Below are 18,237 nucleotides of genomic sequence, written 5' to 3' on the forward strand. Positions count from 1 at the left end.
AGGCGGCCGTGGGCGTGTCGGCCGAACCGGTCGTACGCGGCGGGTTCATCGGCACGTTGGGGAAGAGCACGGTACTCATCGCCACGGTGGCAGGGTGCCCCGGATAGCGCTGGTACTCATACATCATGGGCTGGAACCGCGCCCAGTCCCCGTCCCATTGGTGGAACATGCGGGGTGTGTCCCAGGAGGTCCCCTCTCCAGCGGTGTTGATGTTGATCTTGCAGCTCTCGTCATCCGCCCAAAAGGCGATGCGTGCCACGATGGGGTTCGCCCGGGAGGCCGTCTCTCCACCCGCGCCGCGGAAGACCTTGTCATTATCCAGCGTGCCCAGCGTCCCGTCCTGTAGCACAAAGATCCAGCGCACCGGCATGGGCAGGCGCTGGTCGTCATCCGAGGTGGTGCTGTTGGCAGACAGAACCACGCCATTCAGCAGGGCGCCTGTGGGGCCGTCGCCCTTCGCGCTCGTGGTGTAGGAGAAGCCCTCCACGGACTTCGACTTGGCCCCGGCCGTGGTCCCCGTCACATAGGCACGCGGGTCGATAATCGGGAACAGAATCCTTCTGGAGCCCGGCGTGGCTCCCTCACGGATGACGGGCTCGTTCAGGTCCACCCAGTTGGACTTGTCCGTATCCCAGCTCGTCGGCGGCGTATCACCCGCGATGGCAAACAGTGTATTAGCTTCGTCTGCGTCCGTGTCGGCGCTTTCCAGATCCATTTTGTCACTGGAGTAAAGCTTGTGCGCTGTGAGCAGACGCCCGTTTTCACGGTACTGCCGCGCCATGCCGGGCTGACTGGTCCAGAGTTCCCGGCCGTTCACGGTCTGGTTTTGCTGCGTGGCCTTGACCAGCTGGGAGATCACCACATTCACGGCCACGTCCGCCTTCCGCCGCGCCTCCGTGCCATCTGAATAGGCCGCCGTGGAGGTCATCTCCGTCTGCGTGGTCGAGAACAACGCCAGCACCAGCACCGTGGCCAAGGCCAGGAGCATGATCACTGTGATCAATGCAATGCCACGCCTGCCGCGAATACGCCGGGCGAGTGCAGGACGGAAGTTGGAAAGATCGGAGCGGGACAACATGGGACATGAACCGGCCATGCGTCACCATAGAGGCACGCCCGGTGGCTTGAGATTGATGGTGCTGGACGAAGGACGCTCTGCGTCCCGCTAGGCAGGGCTGCGGAAAACACATTCCGCCTCGGCAACTGACCCGCTTAGGGTGCCACTGGATCGCTGATTGGGGGATTTCATGTCTGGATGAATACGATGTATTGGCATCCATTTCTTTCAGAGAATGATTATTGAGACAACCGCTTTTTTGTATCAACGCCGCACACTAAAGGAATTGTTATGGTTACGAACTCTTTCATCAATCCTTCTTCAAATGAATAGAGGTAACAACAATCAGGTCTCACAGGCCTCCTTACCCATAAGTTGATGCATTAAACTTTTCTGAGTGAAGGTTCCTTGAACCTTCTTTCATCCAATAGGATAAAATATGAATACGCGCACCAAACTCTGAACACATTCACCTCACAATCAGTCGATTACAAATCTGACATCGCTTCATGCTTGAGGCGGGTTCTAGCGCATTACACGAGTGATTCTGACACGCGTAAATCTTGCGTGGAAATTTGCAGCTGCTTTGCGACATCATCACAGGCGACGCACGTTGTTTCCTGCTCTTTGCGAGCTTCCAGTTGCATCTTCAGACCAACTAAGCTGATTCTTTAGCCCCATTTAAGCAGCCCTTTCGACGGCAGAAGCGCACGCTGCGAGGGCGACATTAGACGGCAAGCCCCGAGGGACGCCAACGAAGCGATCAAGATAAAGGAGGCGGGGGTTCCCAGCCCCGCTCAGTCACCGCCCCCTGATGCCCACTTTATCGCAGCAGCCGCCAACTCTTGCTCTGGCGCAGCTACCAGCATGCCCCTCGGGCAATTTGGAAGAACCGTCCCGGTGTCCCGGCTCTTGTTCCCGCACCACCCAGCGCACTCAAGAGCCGGGACGGCTCTTCTACAGTGCGGCTGTGCGGCGTCTCTTGCCGAATGCCAGATCAGGAGACATCGACTGAGCGGGGCGCCCCCCCGCCTCCTTTACCGGCTCAGCCCTTCGTGCCTTTGTTCCTTCGTGTGAGGAAAGAACCGTTCCTGCTACGCCAACGCCCCTGACCTCAGGTCTGGCGTCTGGCAGTCTGGTGTCTTTTAAACGAACATCGCCGCAATCGGTTTCCCGCCATCGGTGATCGGCACAGGCCTTCCGGCTTCATGCAGCTCTTTGTTGGGATGAATCCCCACGGCGGCATGAATGGTCGCATGGAAATCTGCGATGGAGACGGGGTTCTCCAGGATCTTGGAGCCCTGGTCATCATCCGTCACGCCATACGCGCCGGTGTGCTTGAGCCCGCCGCCAGCGAGCAGCAGGGAGAAGGCAGACTGCTGATGCCCGCGTCCGCCGCGGCTGTCGAACCCAATGGGCCGGCCGAACTCGGTGCCGATGGCGATCACCGTCTTGTCGAGCAGCTTCTTCTGCTCCAGATCCAGGATGAGCGCGGAGAGCGCGTAGTCCAGCTCCTGAATGAGGACGTGCTGGTTCTGCTGCCCCTCGAAGTGGGTGTCCCAACCGGTGCCGTTGATGAAGTTCATGTTATGCGAGACCTCGATGAAACGCACGCCGGACTGGATAAGGCGGCGCGCCAGCAGGCAGCGCTGGCCGAACTCTCCGCCGTAGCTGGCGCGCAGCTCCGCAGGCTCCTCATCGAGCTTGAAGTTTTTCATGAACCCGGGGCCGGACCAGCGGTGGGCCTGCTCCTGCATGATGGCGTAGTCCGCCAGCGCGGCGTCGCCCTGCTGCCCCTGGGTGGACTGAGCCATGAGGCGGCTGCGACGCTGCAATTGGGTGTCTGACAGGCCGGTGGCCGGGGTGAAGCCTGCGGGGCCGCTCTGCGTATCCGTGAGGTACACGGGCGCGTACTTGGGGCCCAGGTAGCCGGGACCGCGGCTCACATTCGGGTAACCGATGAGCATGTAGGCGGGCACGTTGTCATCCAGCGCACCACGCTGATGCGCAACCAGCGAGCCGATGGAGGGATAGATGACGGTGCCGCTGATGAGGCGGCCGGTGTGCACCAGATTCGTGGCCAGGGCGTGCTCATCCGCGATCGTGTGAAACACGCTGCGCACTGCGGTCATGCGGTCGGCGATCTTGGCCGAACGGCGGAGGTGCTCGGTGAAGCGCACGCCGGGCACATTGGTATCGATCACATCATAGTCCGTGCCCGCCACGCGCGGGGTGGAGCGGGAGTTGCCGCGGTGCTTGGGGTCGAAGGTATCGATCTGCGACATGCCGCCGCCCAGCCAGATGAAGATGCAGTGCTCGGCCTTGCCCAGCGGCACGGAGGCAGCAGCAGAGGAGGCCAGGCCCGGGGTGGCAGTGCCCAGGGCAGCGCCAGCGCCGAAGAGGCCGCTGCGGATGAGGAAATCACGACGGTTCATGAAAGGAACAGCAAAAGATAAAAGGTGATGAGGGAGAAGAGAAGGACGACGTCAGCGGATGTGTATGGCCTCGGGCTTGTTGATCATCATCCAGAGGAAATCCTCCATGGCCTCGCGCCAAACGGGCTGCAGACGGGTGGTGGCGGGATCCCCACGGCGGGCGGCGGACTCAATATCCGACGCGAGCGCGTTGGCAGGGCCGTCGAGGTGGTTGGACCAGGTCACATAGAGGGGACGCTTGCGCTTGCCCGTGCTGGCGACGGGCGGCGTGGTCTGAGCGCGTTCCTCGAACCCGGGCCGCAGCAGGGCCACGCCCTCCTCCAGCTCTTTCGCATCGGGCTCGCGGGTGAGCAGGCGCAGATACACGCGCTTCACCAGCTCCTCCGGGGCCTGTGCCTGCAGGGCCAGGGGCACCATCTCGTGCTCCTCACTCAGGCGGGTGACCCATGCGCTCATGGTGCCGTTGGCGAGCACCGCCGGTTGCAGCACATTCGGCGCGCTCTCCCGCACGGTCACGGGCGACTGGCGGGCGCCGCGCCAGCCAAAGGACTCCAGCACGGTGAGCACGGCCTGCACGCGCGGCAGGGTGAGGCTGGGGCGGTCGCGCTCATTGGACGTGGAGGTGAGCATCCACGCACGGGTGGCCTGGCCCATGGTGCGCTGGTTCGAGACGCCATCAAGGTCAAAGCATAATTCCTCGACCCGGAAAGGCTTGCCCGCAGCGGAGAAGAGCGAGTCCACCACCTGCTCTGCGCTCATGGTGCGCGGCGCGGGAGCCACATAGAGAGCCTCGGGCTCCTTCAGCAGCGGGGAACTCTGGCGTTGATACGCATGGGACTCAAAGATGAGCTGGCACACGGCATTCACGCTGTAGCCGGAGCGCACAAACTCCCGCGCGAGCCACTGGAGGAGCTGCGGATGGGTGATCTCGGATTTCTCCCAGTCATTGGGCTGCGTGACGAGGCCGCGGTTCATGAGCCGGTGCCAGATGCGGTTCACGATGACCTGGGCGAAGCGCTCATTCTGCGGGGCGGTGATCATCGCGGCCAGACGGTCGCGGCTGCTCTGGGGATTCTCCGCCAGCGGCTCGGCGGCCTTGGCCTCGACGAACTGCGGGAAGGGCCACACGGGCTGCACCTTGGTGCCGGGGGCCAGGGTCACCTTGATGAGCGGCTTGCGACCGCCCGCGCTGAGCTTGTCCATGGGCACGCTGCTGGTGGCGGGCACCACCAGGGGTTCGCGGTTTAACATCGCGGCCAGCTTGAAGAGGTCCTCCTGCTTGGACTCGTGGCTGGGGGAGTCGTGACAGCGGGCGCACTTCATCTCCACACCCAGGAAGGCCCCGGCGAGGATGAGCCCCTTTTCTGCAAAGGGCGAGTCGTTCTGCCCCGCGGTGCCAAAGCCTGCCGGGCCGCCGTTGTTGGCATCGCCCTCCATGCGGATGAGCTCCGTGACGATCGCGTCCATCGGCTTGTCATCCACCAGCGCCTCATGCAGCCAGAAGCGGAAGGGGCCGGTGTTGTTGAGGCTGCCGGAGAGCAGGTTTGGGTTCTCCGCCAGCACGTCCTGCCAGTAGCCCATCCAGTGATCGGCCCGGCGGGGATCGGCAAAGAGGCGCTGCATGGCGCGGCGGCGACGCTGCTCGGGAGCCTCTGCCAGATAGGTGTGGATCTCTGCCTCGCTCGGCGGCACGCCCACGGTATCCAGCGTGATGCGGCGCAGGAAGGTGAGATCATCCGCCAGGGGCGGCAGCTCCAGTTGCGTGACCTGCATCTCCGGCCAGTTCGCGCCCTGCTTGATCCACTCCTCCAGCAGCGTTATTTCCTGCTCGCTCAAGGGGCTGCCGTGCGGCGGCATCACGGCATCGGGATCCGTGCTGCGGATGCGGGCGATCAGGGAACTGCCCTTCACATCCCCCGGCACCACGGCGGGCCCGTCGGATTCACCGCCCCGGTGCGCGGAGTCGGCGAGGTCCAGGGCAGATCGCCCTTGGCCTTGCCGCCCTTGTGGCAGTCGTAGCAGCGGGATTCCAGCAGCGGGCGGATCTGCTTGAAGTAATCCGGCCCCTTCCCCTGCTTCGCCTGCTGCACGGCGGGTTTCACAGCCTCGATCTTGGCGGCGATGAAGTGATCGATCGCGTTGTGCGCGGGATAGCCCTGCGGCAGCTCGGGCACGGCCACGGGCGGCACGCTCTGCAGCCATTGGTTCGCGGTATCACGACGCTTTTCCCAATACGACTGCTGGCTGGCAAAGGCGGCCCGGCGGGTGTCTTGATTGATCTGCGCGATGTGCCCGCGACGCTCGGCCTCATAGGCGGCCCATCCGGCATCGGTGTAGGGCACCTGCCGCTTCGGCGCCACGAGCTGCCAGCTCTGCTCCCCTTCCCGGGACCAGGCCACAACGGTCTCCCCCAGGCCGGGCCGCTCGGTGCCGAAGATAGTTTCCAGAACCACGAGCGTGGGCTTCACGCCATCCGACTCAAAGGTGCCCCAGCGCTCGCGGTTGCCCGGAGGGGCGAAGCGGAAGTCCGGCCCGAGGTCGAGGTACTGCTCCTGCTCGGTGGTGAGGTGGTGGCCGTTGAGGTTGGTGGGTTGCAGCTCGGTCTCCATCACCACCTGGCTGTCCAGCATGAGGCGGGACACCCCGCGGGCACGCAGCAGGATGCGGTGCTTGCCTTTCGGGAAGGTGATCGCGGCACTGGCCCGCAGCATCTGCGCGGCGGGACGTGCGGCGCGTACGCCCGTCTTCGTGTAATCATACGGCAGCTCGAAGAAGCCGAACGCGTCCTCGTCCATCACCTTCGTAGCCTTCAGCACCTGCTCCGGCCATTGGCGGCGGCTGGGCACGCCCTCGCTGCACAGCTCCACGCGCACGTGGTCGGGCTTCTGCTGCAGCACCTGGGGATCGATCACCGGCACGGGCGTGTGGATGGCGTAGTCGCGGTCAAACTCATGCTCGCGCTTGATGCCGCGGTAGAGGGAGATCTGGTCGATCCGGCCGCGATAGGAGGCCTTGGTTTTCTCCTCGAACGCCCCGCCCATCACCAGCGGCTCCGCATTCGTCACCGGCCCGCGCTCCGTGGAGTGGCCGGACTGCCAGCTCCCGGAGAAAGGGATGTTCCGCCCGTTTTGAAACGGCAGCAGGCTGGTGGGATCGCCAAAGGTGAAGGTGAGGCCGAACTGGTGCCACACGTACGGCTCCAGCGGCATCTCGCCGCTCCACCACTGGTGCCGCTTGCGCGGGGCCTTGGGGTCCTTGGTCTCGCTGGTGAAGGCAAAGCCCAGATTGATCACGGGGCGCTCCGTCTTGCGCAGCACCATCACCGCGTAGTTCAGGTCATCGTCCGGCTGGTTCGCCCGCTCCGGGTGCCCCTTGCTCAGGAGGTACACCGGCTTGCCGATCGGCAGATCCTCCGCCGCCAGCCAGAACTCGACCGAGATGGAGTCCCCATGGCGGAAATCGAGATTCAGTCCCGGCTGCGTGGCCGCAGTTGCCAGCACCCGCGAGGGCGTCTCCGCCGCGAAGAACGCCGCCCGATTCCCCTTCCCAAACGCCGGATACACCGGCGGCAGCGGCCCCTCCTCCAGCGGAGCCAGTGAAGTCGCGGGCGCAGAGGCGGGATTCGCCTGGTCAAACGACTCCGCAAACAGCAGCACCGCCTTGGGCGAGGACGGGTTCGCATCCATCGCCATCGCCTGGGCTGCGATCAGCCAGCCAAAGGCCAGCGGCAATGCGCCCGTGAAAAGGGGGGAGGTGGAGAGAAAGGTGCGGGAGATGGAACTGGAGACAGAGAAAGACATGAAGAACACCGCAACGCACCTCACCGGAAAAATCCCTCACCACTAACACTTATGGGGGATGTTTTGGCCTGCTCCGCAGGAGACAGAACCAGTGCGTCAGTCCGTCAGTGGGCAGTGCGTCAAGGCGTTGGGCCCGAAGCTGTACGGAGTACAGGCTTCAGCCTGCGCGAGTCACAGATGACGTCCATACCCTCCCGCCCCCCACCTCCAAGCGCCAGCTCAGTCCGAAGCTGTTCGTAGTACAAACTTCAGTTTGCTCAGGGCATCTGGGGTAACGCGTACTGAGGCAAACTAAAGTTTGTACTACGAACAGAGCCCCGCCAGCCATCTCATGATCCCCCTTTGTGCCTTCGTGCCTTTGTGTGAGGATTGAGAAACAGCCCCTCCCCACGACGTATTTGCATTCCCATCCCCGTCCCGCCGCCCCAACATGAACCCGTCCCCCTTCACTCCCACCCGCGCCTTTCTCGCCCTCTCCCTCGCCATCCTCATCACCACGCCGTGCTCTGCCTCGGACTGGCCTGCCTGGCGGGGCCCCACGATGGACGGCCACGCGGCCGCCGGGCAAAAGCCGCCGCTGAAATGGAGCGAGAGCGATGGCGTGCTGTGGAAGACTCCGGTACGCGGGCGAGGGCATGGATCACCGACGGTAGTAGGCGGACACGTTTATCTGGCCACGGCAGACGTCGAGACCGAGGAACAGCTTGTGCTCTGTCATGACCGTGCCACCGGCAAGAAGCTCTGGGAAACGGTGGTGCATCGGGAGAACCTGAACACCAAGGGGCATCGCATCTCCTCCCAAGCCTCGTCCGATGTGGTCAGCGATGGGGAGCGGCTCTACGTCAACTTCCTCAACAACGGAGCCATCTACACCACGGCGCTCGATGCCACCGGGAAGCAGCTCTGGCAGCGCCGCGTCAGTGACTTTCAGGTGCACCAGGGCTTCGGCTCTTCCCCCGTCATTTACCAGTCCATCGTGCTCGTCTCCGCCGACCATCGCGGGGGCGGGAAGCTCACCGGCCTTAACAAACTGACGGGCGAGATCGTGTGGCAGCAGGACCGGCCTCCGGTGGCCAACTATGCCTCTCCCGCTGTCGTTCACGCCGCGGGCAAGACACAGGCCGTGCTCGCCGGTTGCAACAAGGTGGAGAGCTTCGACCCGCTCACCGGCAAAAAACTCTGGAGCATCGACGGCAGCACCGAGGAGACCGTGCTCACCGCCGTCACCGATGGCAGCCGCGTCTTCATCGGCGGCGGTTATCCCAAGAACCACACCATGGCGATCGAAGCTGATGGCTCCGGCAAGATCGCGTGGGAGAACACCACCCGCGCTTATGTGCCCTCCATGCTCATGAAGGAAGGTCACCTCTTCGCCGTGCTCGATACCGGCCGCGCCGTGTGCTGGAAGGCCGCCACCGGAGAAGAGCGCTGGTCAGAGAAGGTGGACCGCGAGTTCTATGGTTCACCCGTCATGGTGGACTCCCGCATCTATGTCACCAGCAAAGCGGGCGTCACCTCCGTCTTCGAGGCCACGCCGGAGAAGTTCACCCTGCTCGCGCAAAACACCCTCGGTGACGAATCCTTCAGCACCCCCGCCATCTGCGACAACCGCATCTACATTCGTTCCGCGAAGACAGAGCCGAGTCGGCAAGAGTATCTGTGGTGTGTTGGCAAGTGAGAGACACAAGACGCAAGACTTCAAGACATAAGACCTGAGCTGTCGCACATGCGCCCGCGCCCAACGGAGCGGTCAGCAAAAGGAGCGAGGGACATTCCTGTCCCGCTCAGTCGCCTGTCGAATGCGCTTTCATAGAACCCGGCACCGTCGCCGGGTGATGATGTGGTTCCCTCCGGAGACACAGCAGATTGACCATCTGCGCTACGCTTCGCCACCCCACCCCTGTCCGCCTGTTACCAGCTCACCCGCAGTCCGACAAGCCCGCTGTGGCTCTCGTAGTTTTCGCGTCCTAGATTGCCTTGATAGGCGATGTAGGCGGCATAGCGCCTCCAGGCCACATTCAGTGCGGCTGTCACCAGCAGACTGTCACGTCCCATCTCCGGCCCGTACACGGTGAAGAGACTGTCGGCGTCATTGGAGAAGCGTGCCTCAAAGGGGAGGCTGTCATCCTGGAACTCATGCTGCCACTGCGCGCTCACCGAGGGCGTCACGAAAGCGGAACCCACCTTGGTGGTGTAAGCCACGCGGGGGCCCACACGCGTGCGCAGGGAACTGGCATCCTGGGACTCAATAACGAGCGGCAGCAGCGAGCCGACTTCGTTATACCCATCGATGCCGACCTGGGTGTAGAGCAACGAGGCCATGGGCGTGATGGTCCATCCGCCCAGCTTGAAGTCATAGCCCATTCCCAGATAGGCGTCGAACTGCGTCCCATCCGTTTCACCCCGGGCGGTGCCGAGGAAAGCGCTTCTCTCGATATCATAGGAGCTGTAACCACCACCCACAATCACCTCGGTGAAGAAGCCGCCGCTTTGGTACATGGCATAAACCGCCGCCTTGCCGCCATCAGCCTCCACGTTGCTGGTGCCAGTGAGGTCGCCTTCCGTATGGGAGTAGCCGACACTGACGCCCACGACAAAATGCTCATTCAGCCGGCAGTCCACCCCCAGGACGGTGCCCACGGTGGTGCCGTCATAGCTGTTGCCAGCCCCTGCGGTGACGTAGTCCCCAGTGCCCACGATGAAGAAGCCCCAGCGCAGGTCCTCGGCCGTCTGCACCTCTTTGGGCTGCACTCCTTCACCGCCCTTGCCGCTCCAGGCGTTCTTCCCGCCCCTGGGATTTTTGCCGCTCCAGGGGTTCTTCTCGCTCTGCACCGGGGTCGGGTTGTAAACATCCGGCGGGCGGTTGGAGCCTGCCTGCGACCTTATGTCCGCGAACCGCTGCTGAACGCTGAACACCTCGGTGTCGAACTGGGCAAACCCCTGGGTGTAGATGGATGTCAGTCCCGGCAGCGAGGCGATGTCCACCACCTGCGCGGCAAGCAGCAGCGTCCTCCTCAGTTCGGCAGCCTTCTCGGCAGCGCTGCCGCCGGAGGAATCCCCCTCCCCTTCCCCCTCATCATCCGGGGTCGAGTCAATTACCTCTGCGCAGATAGCTTTGATGATGGTGTTCGTGTCCAGTGTCACGGCTCCATTTCGAGCCAGCAGGCGCCCCACCACGGAGGCCCCCGTCTCTGCCGTTATGGAGGTGAGCGCCATCACGTTGCCCTGGAAGGTTGAATTAGTGCCCAGCGTTGCGGAGCTGCCCACCTGCCAGAAGATATGACAGGCCTGCCCTCCGTTGATGATCACCACGGAGCTGCCCGAAGCGGTGATCAGCGTTGAGCCGGTCTGGAAAACCCACACCGCATCTGGATTGCCCTGGGCATCCAGCGTGAGTGTCCCAGTGAGTCCCAGTGAGAAGCCGCCATCGTTGTAAACGCCCGAGACCAGTGTCAGTCCTCCAAGGGTTCCGGCGGTGATGGTGCCCGTCGGCGCGAGGCCCGCTGCGGTGTTGTACGCAGTCACCAGATCCGCCTTGGCCTGCTGCGTGACGGCATCGCCTCCGTGGTTCACACCCAGCAAAGTGATGGCTCCATTGTCCGTGATGCTCGTGGTGGGAAACGTGCCGATGTCCCCGGTGATCGTCGTGGAGCCCTCATTGGTGATCCCAGAGCCAGCGAGGACGGAAAAACCGTCTGCTACGCCCAGGCCCACCGATTGCGCCTGCACCACCCCATGGGCAGATAGCGCCAGGATCGCGGTGATAACACTCAGCCATCTCATATCCAACCAGGAATTCTTCATCATATTTCCCCTGTTCAGGTTCATGGGGGGGAAACTTGCCGGTTCATGACGGCAACTATCTTTTTTTGTTTCTTACCGCCCCCCAGCTCCAACTCTCAAGAGTTTACTCCATATAATCAATATGTTTTTTCCATTATTATTCCATATGTTATGAAACATAGTTATTTGGGCAGCGGTTTCGCGCGCGCGTTTCATCCGCAGCGTCCTTTCATTGCGTGTTCAGTTGAATGCCCAATTGCGTGTTCAATTGAGTTTGGAAAGCATTCACCCACGGTGGGATCCTCCAGAAGCTGGCTCGGGTTAATTCCTCGAATCTCGCAATGGCTCGCATCAAAAAGACGGCCCATCATCAAAAGCGCGGGAAGCCAGCAGAATGGCCGTTACAGCGTGGTGCAAGGTCTCGTAGAGAATTCGCACCCGTACGAATTTGGGCGGGGCGCGATGAGGATCCAATGGAAAGAAGTGCGTCTCCAGAAGGCAAATGCCGCTCGTTCTCCGTTGTCCAGCCTCAATCTCTCCTCTTGTTTTTTCTACTTATCCTCCCTCGGATCACGAGGAAGCAGATGCTGACGATCTTGTCCGCGCGGCGCTCCATTGCCTCCTGGGAGTTCAACAAACAAGTGGAAGTCCATCTGGGCCGTCCTCTTTTGCCCGGGGGAGAAAACAGTCTTGTGAAAGGGACAACCCGTTTAGGTCTCCTGCTGAACGCGAACGGGATCGCATCGCTGTCCGAATGGGACGGCCTGGAACACGATATCTACGAGCAGGGCGAACGCGTCTTCCCGATCTCGCGCCATGGCGTCCTCGACCGGAATTCTCGTTAATTTCCGCTGGAAGACTGCCGTGCTCCGCCACGTTGGAAACTTTTGCCACTCCTATGAATACGACCCGCCGCCAATTTATCAGGACCTCCGGACTCGCCCTGGGCGCAGCCGCATTGCCCGGATCAGCCTTTGCCCAGGAGGGCGCTGTGAAGAAGACGGTGCTGCTGCAGTGCGGCTGGGCGGTGAAGAACATCGGTGATGTGGGGCACACGCCAGGGACGCTGCGCTTCATGGAGCAGCACCTGCCAGACACGCACTTCATTCTGTGGGCAGCGAATGTGAACCAGCCGGTGGAAGACATGCTCATGAAGCGGTTCCCTAAACTGGAGATCGTGCGAGGCAGCCTCACGCAGAAGGACGGTCCGGTGCAGCAGGCGATCGCGCGGTCAGACTTCTTCCTGCGTGGTCCCGGCATGGGACAGCCCACGGACTTCATGAAGTACTGCAACAAGATCAGGAAGCCATGGGGGCTGCAGGGGCAGTCGTACTTCGACACCATGGTGAAGGGGCAAGGCGCAGAGGAGCGCATCGCCCTGCTGAGCAGCGCGGCGTTTATCTACTGCCGGGACAGCAAGACTCTCCAGGTGCTGAAGGATGCGGGCGTGAAGACACCGGTGCTGGAGTTTGGTCCGGATGGCTGCTTCGGTGTGGATGTGAGGGATGAGGAGAAGGCGCTGGCTCGTCTAAAGAAACACGGGCTGGAGGACAAAAAGTTCATCACCCTTCAACTGCGCACCCACAGTCCTACCTCCCCCGGGGTGGATGACACGCGCCCGCAGAAGCTGAACCCGCTGCATCCGACTCCGGAAATGATCGCGGATGACACCCGCCGGGCGAAGGTATACCAGGACCTCATTGCCATGTGGGTGAAGGAGACGGGCTACAAGGTGGTGATCGCCCCGGAGGTGTACAAGGAGATGGAGTACAATATAAAATTCATCTACGACACGCTGCCAGACAACCTAAAGCCGCACGTGGTGAACTTTGATGAGTTCTGGAATGTGGATGAGGCCTGCTCCTTCTACCGGCGTGCGCACACCGTCATCTGCCATGAGCCCCACACGCCCATCATGGCCCTGGCCGTGGGCACGCCGATGATGCATACGTTCTCTGAGTTCCACTCACCGAAGTGCTGGATGTTCAAGGACATCGGCCTGGAGGAGTGGGCTCCGGAGTTCGACCGCACTCCTGCGGAGAAGATGTTTGAGATCCTCATGGGCATTCACAAGGACTACGCGGGTGCAGAGGCGAAGGTGAAGAAAGCCATGGCCTATGTGGAAGAACGGGCCGCCGCCTGCATGAGCTCTGTGAAGAAAGCGATCCAGGCGTAGGAGCGTGTTTTTTGGTTTCTGATTCGATGACCCGATGCGTCATGGCAAAGGGTGGTGTGAGCTTGCTCTGCGGAAAGAAACAGGGTCATGGTCTGTCATCGCGACGTCAGCACCTCAAGGAACAATGAAGATCTGACCATTGCGCGGATCTTTGACCTTCTGTCCGGAGGAGTAACCCCGCACGTCGATCATGTTCTTCGAGGTCTGCTCTGTGCCGGGGAGATACACCAAGCCCGGTGAACCTGGAACGGGGGTTGCGATCACCGGGACAGGAGGCGCACTGCCATTTGCCTGGGTGGGTGCCTCTCCTGCACCCTGGGCAGGATGGCTTGGACCTGTTCCTCCAGCTGGCGCGGGCATCTCTTGAAGCTTTGGTTTGGGATCCGTTTTATCAACGGCCATCGCGGGCTCAGCAGGCTTTGACCGGGGTGCCTTATCGGCGGGTTTTACTTCGACTCGATCTTCCGTTCGATCAGAGGCGGGCGCTGCGCGGGATGAATCGATGGTGGGCCGGGGCAACGCTTTCAGATTCACTTTGCGCTCGGACATGGCGACGATTTTGAGTCCGTCGCCGATCCGCTGCACCTGCATCGTATTCTGGGTGGCCCCGGTGGCCCGACGGTCTCCATTGCTCACCTCATAGTGAATGATGAATCTCAGCGTCACCGCATCGTCCTCCTGGGCAACAATCTCAGGCTCCTCCAGCAGCTCAAAGGTTCGCTGCGGCCAGAGTTTGTAGTACCGACGCTGATCTGCCGCCACAAAGCTCTGATCCACCGTGCCGCTGTCGAAGTAGCGCACGCGGGGCGCATAGTGGCGGACCTCTTCATCGGGCGTGGGATTTTGTGCAGCACTCAGATAGCCCCGCACAAAGCGAAGCGCATCCTCACGGGGTATCTCTGCTTGAACCGATGACATGGAGAGGCAAACGAGCAGCCCCACCCCGGCCGCAGTGAGGGATGAATGGAGTCGGCGGGTGAAAAAATGCTGGATGCTCATAGGAAGGATCGGGTGCAAATGCGGAAAACGAAGCGCAGGGCATGGAAGAAGCAGGGAACGACTTGGATCGAGCAAACGGGCGGTGTCATTCCCCACCTGGGTTCGCTACCGACCAGCCTCTCGGCCCTCATTGAAACCTGGCGGCAGCGGAAAGGAGTCTCAGCGGCGTGACAAAGAAGAGCCCCTCCATGTCCGGCGGCTCGCTGTCCCCTGGCCCCTTGTCTGTGCGCCAGCTCAAGTCTGACGTCTTGTGTCTTCAAGTCTTATGTCTTCCCGCGTAGCGGGCCGCGGCGTTTGATCTTGTTTTCAAGGGCTTTCAGGGCGGCCTCATCCTGTTCATCAGCTTCTTTGGCCTCCTGCTTTTTGCGCTGATGGTCAAACTCCAGATAGAGCTGCGAGGTTCGTTCCTCCATCTGCTCGTGACTGATGGCTCCCGGGTGGGTGAGCAAGGGGAAGCCGTTGGAGGAGATGATCTGCTCCACGTTCTGTTTCCAAAAACTCATCCGGGTCTCCTGCTTGCTCTTGGCACGTAGTTCGGCCGTTTCCAGGAAGATCACGACCAGCCGGTTCAGGGTGTCGATCTCGTCCTCGGTCAGGTAGTTCTTGGCCGTGAGGATGTCCGTCTTCCGCACCTTGGCCCCCTTCCAGTGAAGCAAGCCGAAGTTCGGGTCATTGCAGTCGGCCCGTGCCGTGACGATCTCGGCAGCCGTCTTGCTGGTTACAGCGTGGAGCAGCAGATTCTGCACCGTGGAGAAGAAGGCCTGCGTGGCCTGGTCCGTCTTATCGTAGTCGCTGCTCAACGCAAAAAGGTCGCGTACCTTCTGGTAGAAGCGCTTCTCTGAGGCCCGGATGTCGCGGATGCGCTCCAGCATCTCGTCGAAGTAATCCGGGCGACCGTCCGGATTCTTCAGCCGCTCATCGTCCATCACGAAGCCCTTGATGAGGTATTCCTTCAGGATGGTGGAGGCCCAGCGGCGGAACTGCACCCCGCGCGGCGAGCGCACCCGGTAGCCCACGGCCAGAATGGCGTCCAGATTGTAGAGGAGAGTCTGGTAGCGCTTGCCGTCAGCGGCAGTTGTCAAGGATTCCTTGACAACTGCCGCCGGATCCAGCTCGCCCTCCTCGAAGATGTTTTTCAGGTGCAGGGAGATGTTCTGTTTCGTGGCGTCAAAGAGTTCCGCCATCTCCAGCTGAGTGAGCCAGACCGTCTGTTCATCCGCCCTCAGCCTGATTTGGCTCCGCCCGTCTTCGGTCGTGTAGAGAATCAAGTCACTCATGGGGTGGTAGGTGAGGCGGAGGCTTCAGCGGGTGCAGTTATGACGGCGAATGTGAGTACCGCTGCATGTCCTGGTGGGCAAGTGCAGAGGGAGCCGATCAAGCGAGATCCACTTGCCGCCTCTGCTCCCGGATTGACCGCCCACCCTCCAGCACCCCTGCCGATTGCCAATCGGCAGCACAGCAGATTAACAATCTGCGCTCCCCAGCTTCTGTATCCAACCCGCCGCGAGCGGCATCTCAACCAGCGCAGCGTCTCAACCAGCGCCAGCGTCTCAACCAGCGCAGCCGTCTCAACCAGCGCAGCGTCTCAACCAGCAGCCGCCCCGGCGGCTGCGTCTAAACAGCCCGCTTGCGGGCCCTCACCCACCGCGTCGGGTCCTCCCGGCTGCCGCCGCCGTACACCTCCACCAGCGGTCCCAGCTCGGACAAGAGCTGCTTCAGGGCCTGCTGACTCAGGTTCCGATGAAACAACGCATTCAGCCCGCTCAGGCTCATGGGTCCGTCTTTGAGCGCCGCCAGGACGCGGGCGGCGCGGGGATTGATCTCCTCTGCGGTGAAGATGAACATCGCACTGGCCTCGCAGTAGTCCCACAGCGCCAGGGCCGCCGTGAGGTGGTCGTACGCGATCGTCGAGGCCCCGTCCATCAGCGCATAGAGCAGCGCCAGGCGCATGACCTGAGCCTCCGAGCGCGAGAGCACCTCGCCCGCGCGACCTGCGGGAGGCTCGCTGAGTCGCCCGTAGATCTCCCGCCAGAGCTGCCGCGCATTCTCATCCCGCCGCAGCTCGTTGCGCACCCGCGCGGACCGGATGGCCCGGCGCAGCTCCTGCAGGTGAGCGGTCGTGTCTGGCACCGAGCCGCCCTCCGGCAGGAGCTTGGACCGGTCCGCATGCACCCAGAGGCAGCGGTTGGCGAGCCCGTTGCTCACCTCCACCCCCGCCAGCAGGCGATGCAGCTCCGCCAGCGTGATGTGGCCGATCATCGAGATGTGCGCGTCATCCACCTCCACGCTGTCCTTCCGCCGCAGCACGGCGATGCGCTGCCCGTCCCAGGCCTGCCGCAAGAGGGCGGAGACGGTGCTCCCCTCCCGTCGTATCACCTGCAGCACCTGGGCAAACTCCCCCTCCAGCAGGAGCAGACGTCGATCCCCGCCCGGCTCGAACACCTGGGCGATCCCCTCCCCGGAGACCACGCCGGATTTCACCCGCTTCGCCAGCCAGTCCGCATCCAGATCCTGCAAGACATGCCGCACCTGCTGCCAGGACGTGCCCTTGCGCGCCTTCGCCGTGCGACCCGTGACGATCGCAAACAGATTCCCCCGATGCCTGGCGCTATCCGCCACGAAATACGGCGAGGGACCGATGAGATTACCCACCCCCGCGAGCAGTTGCACCAGCAACGCCGCCGGATCCGCCTCCGTACACGGCAGGATGGTGCGCACCAGATCCCCCAGCGGACCATGCAGGGCCGTTTCCGGGAATTCCGGGCCGGAACGCGCCGTCGGCTGGGACCCATCAGAAGCGGCTTCCTCTGCGATGGCGCCGATGACCTCTGCCCCTGCTGCGACCGCAGCCGCAGCCACCGTCCCCTGGGGCGAACCCTCGCGCTTCACCCTCATCGCTGGCCAGGAGGCCGGAGTTCCCGCAAACAACACCTCCTTCTCCAACCCCGGGACCGTTCCCGGCTCCGCCACCACCTCACGCGGTGCGTCGATTTCGTTCTTTTCGTGCATTTCGTACTTCGTTTGCACTCCTCCAGCCGCCAACCCCGACCCCGGCTCCGCCACCACCTCACGCGATGCGTCGATTTCGTTCTTTTCGTGCATTTCGTACTTCGTTCGCACTCCTCCAGCCGCCAACCCCGACCCCGGCTCCGCCCCCACCTCACGCGATGCGTCGATTTCGTTCTTTTCGTGCATTTCGTACTTCGTTCGCACTCCTCCAGCCATCAATCCCGGCCCCTCCGTCCCTTGCCCGTGCCCCTGTCCCAGTTCTTCCTGCCCTGCTGTCTCGTGTCGTAGTTTCATGTGTTTGAGTCGATTCATCTTCCATTCGTCCCCAGCAGGTTGTTTCACCCAACCCGCATTCCTAATTCCTAATTCCTAATTCCTAATTTCCCCAAAGAACGCCCCCTGCCTCCCCGCGTCCCCCACCACCTCCCCCAGGTCCTTGCACTGGGGTGGCGGCATGAGCACATCCACCTTGGCCCCGGCGGCCTGGAGCTCGCCCCACCACACGCCACAGGCATGCAGCCCGGCGGGGTCGCGATCGGGGATGATGCGCACCAGCCGTCCCTTCAGGCTGGCCAACAATTCCGGATCCCGGGCAAAGCGGGAGCTGGCGCTGGTCGCGGCCAGGGGGCTCCAGCCCAGGCCTGACACCGCAATCTCCAGGGCGGCCACCGCCTCCAGCAGCCCTGCCGCGCCCTCCACCAGCAGCACTTGGGTGTTGTTTCCCATCACCCACCGGTGCCCCAGAAACGCCCCCTGACAGCCGGGGAGGTTGTAGCTCTTGCACCGGGAGCCGTCGATCCGCTCGATCGGTTGACCATCGAACCGCCGCAACTGCACAAAGCAGCCATCCCCGATGGCAAAGCAGTCCGCCCCGCCGTAGCGGACCCCTTTGAGGAACCCGCCCCGGGCGCAATCCGCCACCGCCTGCTCCGGCAGCCCGCGCAGCCGCGCCACCGTGCGGATGCCCGCCGGGCGCAA

11 protein-coding genes and 1 pseudogene are annotated in these 18,237 nt (G+C 62.5%); 3 read left to right on the forward strand and 9 right to left on the reverse strand.

The genetic code is table 11. The features are described from left to right. The 4 genes and pseudogenes from BV106_RS02415 to BV106_RS37990 form a co-directional block, all read right to left on the reverse strand. A pseudogene (locus BV106_RS02415) lies at nt 1–1,078 on the reverse strand (hypothetical protein); the annotation flags it as partial. A gap of 1,124 nt (nt 1,079–2,202) precedes the next feature. Further along, nucleotides 2,203–3,492, reverse strand: a complete 1,290-nt coding sequence (locus tag BV106_RS02420) for a DUF1501 domain-containing protein (RefSeq protein WP_038159982.1) — start codon at nt 3,490–3,492, stop codon at nt 2,203–2,205. Between the two features lie 51 nt (nt 3,493–3,543). Further along, nucleotides 3,544–5,514 carry a DUF1553 domain-containing protein gene (locus tag BV106_RS02425; protein ID WP_265595256.1) on the reverse strand — a complete coding sequence of 657 codons (1,971 nt, stop codon included), beginning with the start codon at nt 5,512–5,514 and terminating at the stop codon, nt 3,544–3,546. Then, nucleotides 5,400–7,292: a hypothetical protein gene (locus tag BV106_RS37990; RefSeq protein ID WP_051944831.1), complete on the reverse strand. Its 1,893-nt coding sequence runs from the start codon at nt 7,290–7,292 to the stop codon at nt 5,400–5,402. The genes BV106_RS02425 and BV106_RS37990 overlap by 115 nt, the downstream gene beginning before the upstream one ends. A 430-nt stretch (nt 7,293–7,722) precedes the next feature. Here BV106_RS37990 and BV106_RS02430 point away from each other — a divergent pair, with 430 nt between their 5' ends. Then, a complete protein-coding gene (locus BV106_RS02430; protein WP_038159985.1) occupies nt 7,723–8,970 on the forward strand; it encodes a PQQ-binding-like beta-propeller repeat protein in 1,248 nt (415 codons plus the stop codon). A gap of 233 nt (nt 8,971–9,203) precedes the next feature. Here BV106_RS02430 and BV106_RS34955 read toward each other — a convergent pair whose 3' ends face one another. After that, complete coding sequence (locus BV106_RS34955) at nt 9,204–11,099, reverse strand: ice-binding family protein (RefSeq protein ID WP_051944834.1); 1,896 nt, start codon at nt 11,097–11,099, stop codon at nt 9,204–9,206. A gap of 560 nt (nt 11,100–11,659) precedes the next feature. Here BV106_RS34955 and BV106_RS37995 point away from each other — a divergent pair. After that, on the forward strand, nt 11,660–11,920 hold the full coding sequence (locus BV106_RS37995) for a hypothetical protein (protein ID WP_038159987.1): 261 nt from the start codon (nt 11,660–11,662) through the stop codon (nt 11,918–11,920). 53 nt (nt 11,921–11,973) lie between these two features. Continuing rightward, complete coding sequence (locus BV106_RS02445; protein ID WP_038159988.1) at nt 11,974–13,251, forward strand: polysaccharide pyruvyl transferase family protein; 1,278 nt, start codon at nt 11,974–11,976, stop codon at nt 13,249–13,251. 114 nt (nt 13,252–13,365) lie between these two features. On the opposite strand, the gene BV106_RS02450 is transcribed toward BV106_RS02445, so the two are convergent. The 4 genes from BV106_RS02450 to BV106_RS38000 form a co-directional block, all read right to left on the reverse strand. After that, entirely contained in the window at nt 13,366–14,250 is an 885-nt protein-coding gene (locus BV106_RS02450) for a hypothetical protein (RefSeq protein WP_038159990.1), read from the reverse strand. A gap of 263 nt (nt 14,251–14,513) precedes the next feature. Continuing rightward, nucleotides 14,514–15,527 carry a virulence RhuM family protein gene (locus BV106_RS02455; RefSeq protein ID WP_038159993.1) on the reverse strand — a complete coding sequence of 338 codons (1,014 nt, stop codon included), beginning with the start codon at nt 15,525–15,527 and terminating at the stop codon, nt 14,514–14,516. Between the two features lie 337 nt (nt 15,528–15,864). Then, a complete protein-coding gene (locus BV106_RS34960; protein ID WP_265595254.1) occupies nt 15,865–17,553 on the reverse strand; it encodes a DUF3987 domain-containing protein in 1,689 nt (562 codons plus the stop codon). 75 nt (nt 17,554–17,628) lie between these two features. After that, nucleotides 17,629–18,237: hypothetical protein (locus tag BV106_RS38000; RefSeq protein ID WP_265595255.1), on the reverse strand; the 609-nt coding region annotated here is incomplete at its 5' end.

The organism is Verrucomicrobium sp. BvORR106 (assembly GCF_000739655.1).
Taxonomy (GTDB): domain Bacteria; phylum Verrucomicrobiota; class Verrucomicrobiia; order Verrucomicrobiales; family Verrucomicrobiaceae; genus Verrucomicrobium.

What these genes read in the sequence shown, in the direction of transcription:
- BV106_RS02450 (WP_038159990.1), bottom strand. Translation starts at nt 14,250, where the DNA reads ATGAGCATCCAGCATTTTTTCACCCGCCGACTCCATTCATCCCTCACT.
- BV106_RS37990 (WP_051944831.1), bottom strand. Translation starts at nt 7,292, where the DNA reads ATGTCTTTCTCTGTCTCCAGTTCCATCTCCCGCACCTTTCTCTCCACC.
- BV106_RS34960 (WP_265595254.1), bottom strand. Translation starts at nt 17,553, where the DNA reads ATGAAACTACGACACGAGACAGCAGGGCAGGAAGAACTGGGACAGGGG.
- BV106_RS37995 (WP_038159987.1), top strand. Translation starts at nt 11,660, where the DNA reads ATGCTGACGATCTTGTCCGCGCGGCGCTCCATTGCCTCCTGGGAGTTC.
- BV106_RS34955 (WP_051944834.1), bottom strand. Translation starts at nt 11,099, where the DNA reads ATGATGAAGAATTCCTGGTTGGATATGAGATGGCTGAGTGTTATCACC.
- BV106_RS02445 (WP_038159988.1), top strand. Translation starts at nt 11,974, where the DNA reads ATGAATACGACCCGCCGCCAATTTATCAGGACCTCCGGACTCGCCCTG.
- BV106_RS02420 (WP_038159982.1), bottom strand. Translation starts at nt 3,492, where the DNA reads ATGAACCGTCGTGATTTCCTCATCCGCAGCGGCCTCTTCGGCGCTGGC.
- BV106_RS02455 (WP_038159993.1), bottom strand. Translation starts at nt 15,527, where the DNA reads ATGAGTGACTTGATTCTCTACACGACCGAAGACGGGCGGAGCCAAATC.
- BV106_RS02430 (WP_038159985.1), top strand. Translation starts at nt 7,723, where the DNA reads ATGAACCCGTCCCCCTTCACTCCCACCCGCGCCTTTCTCGCCCTCTCC.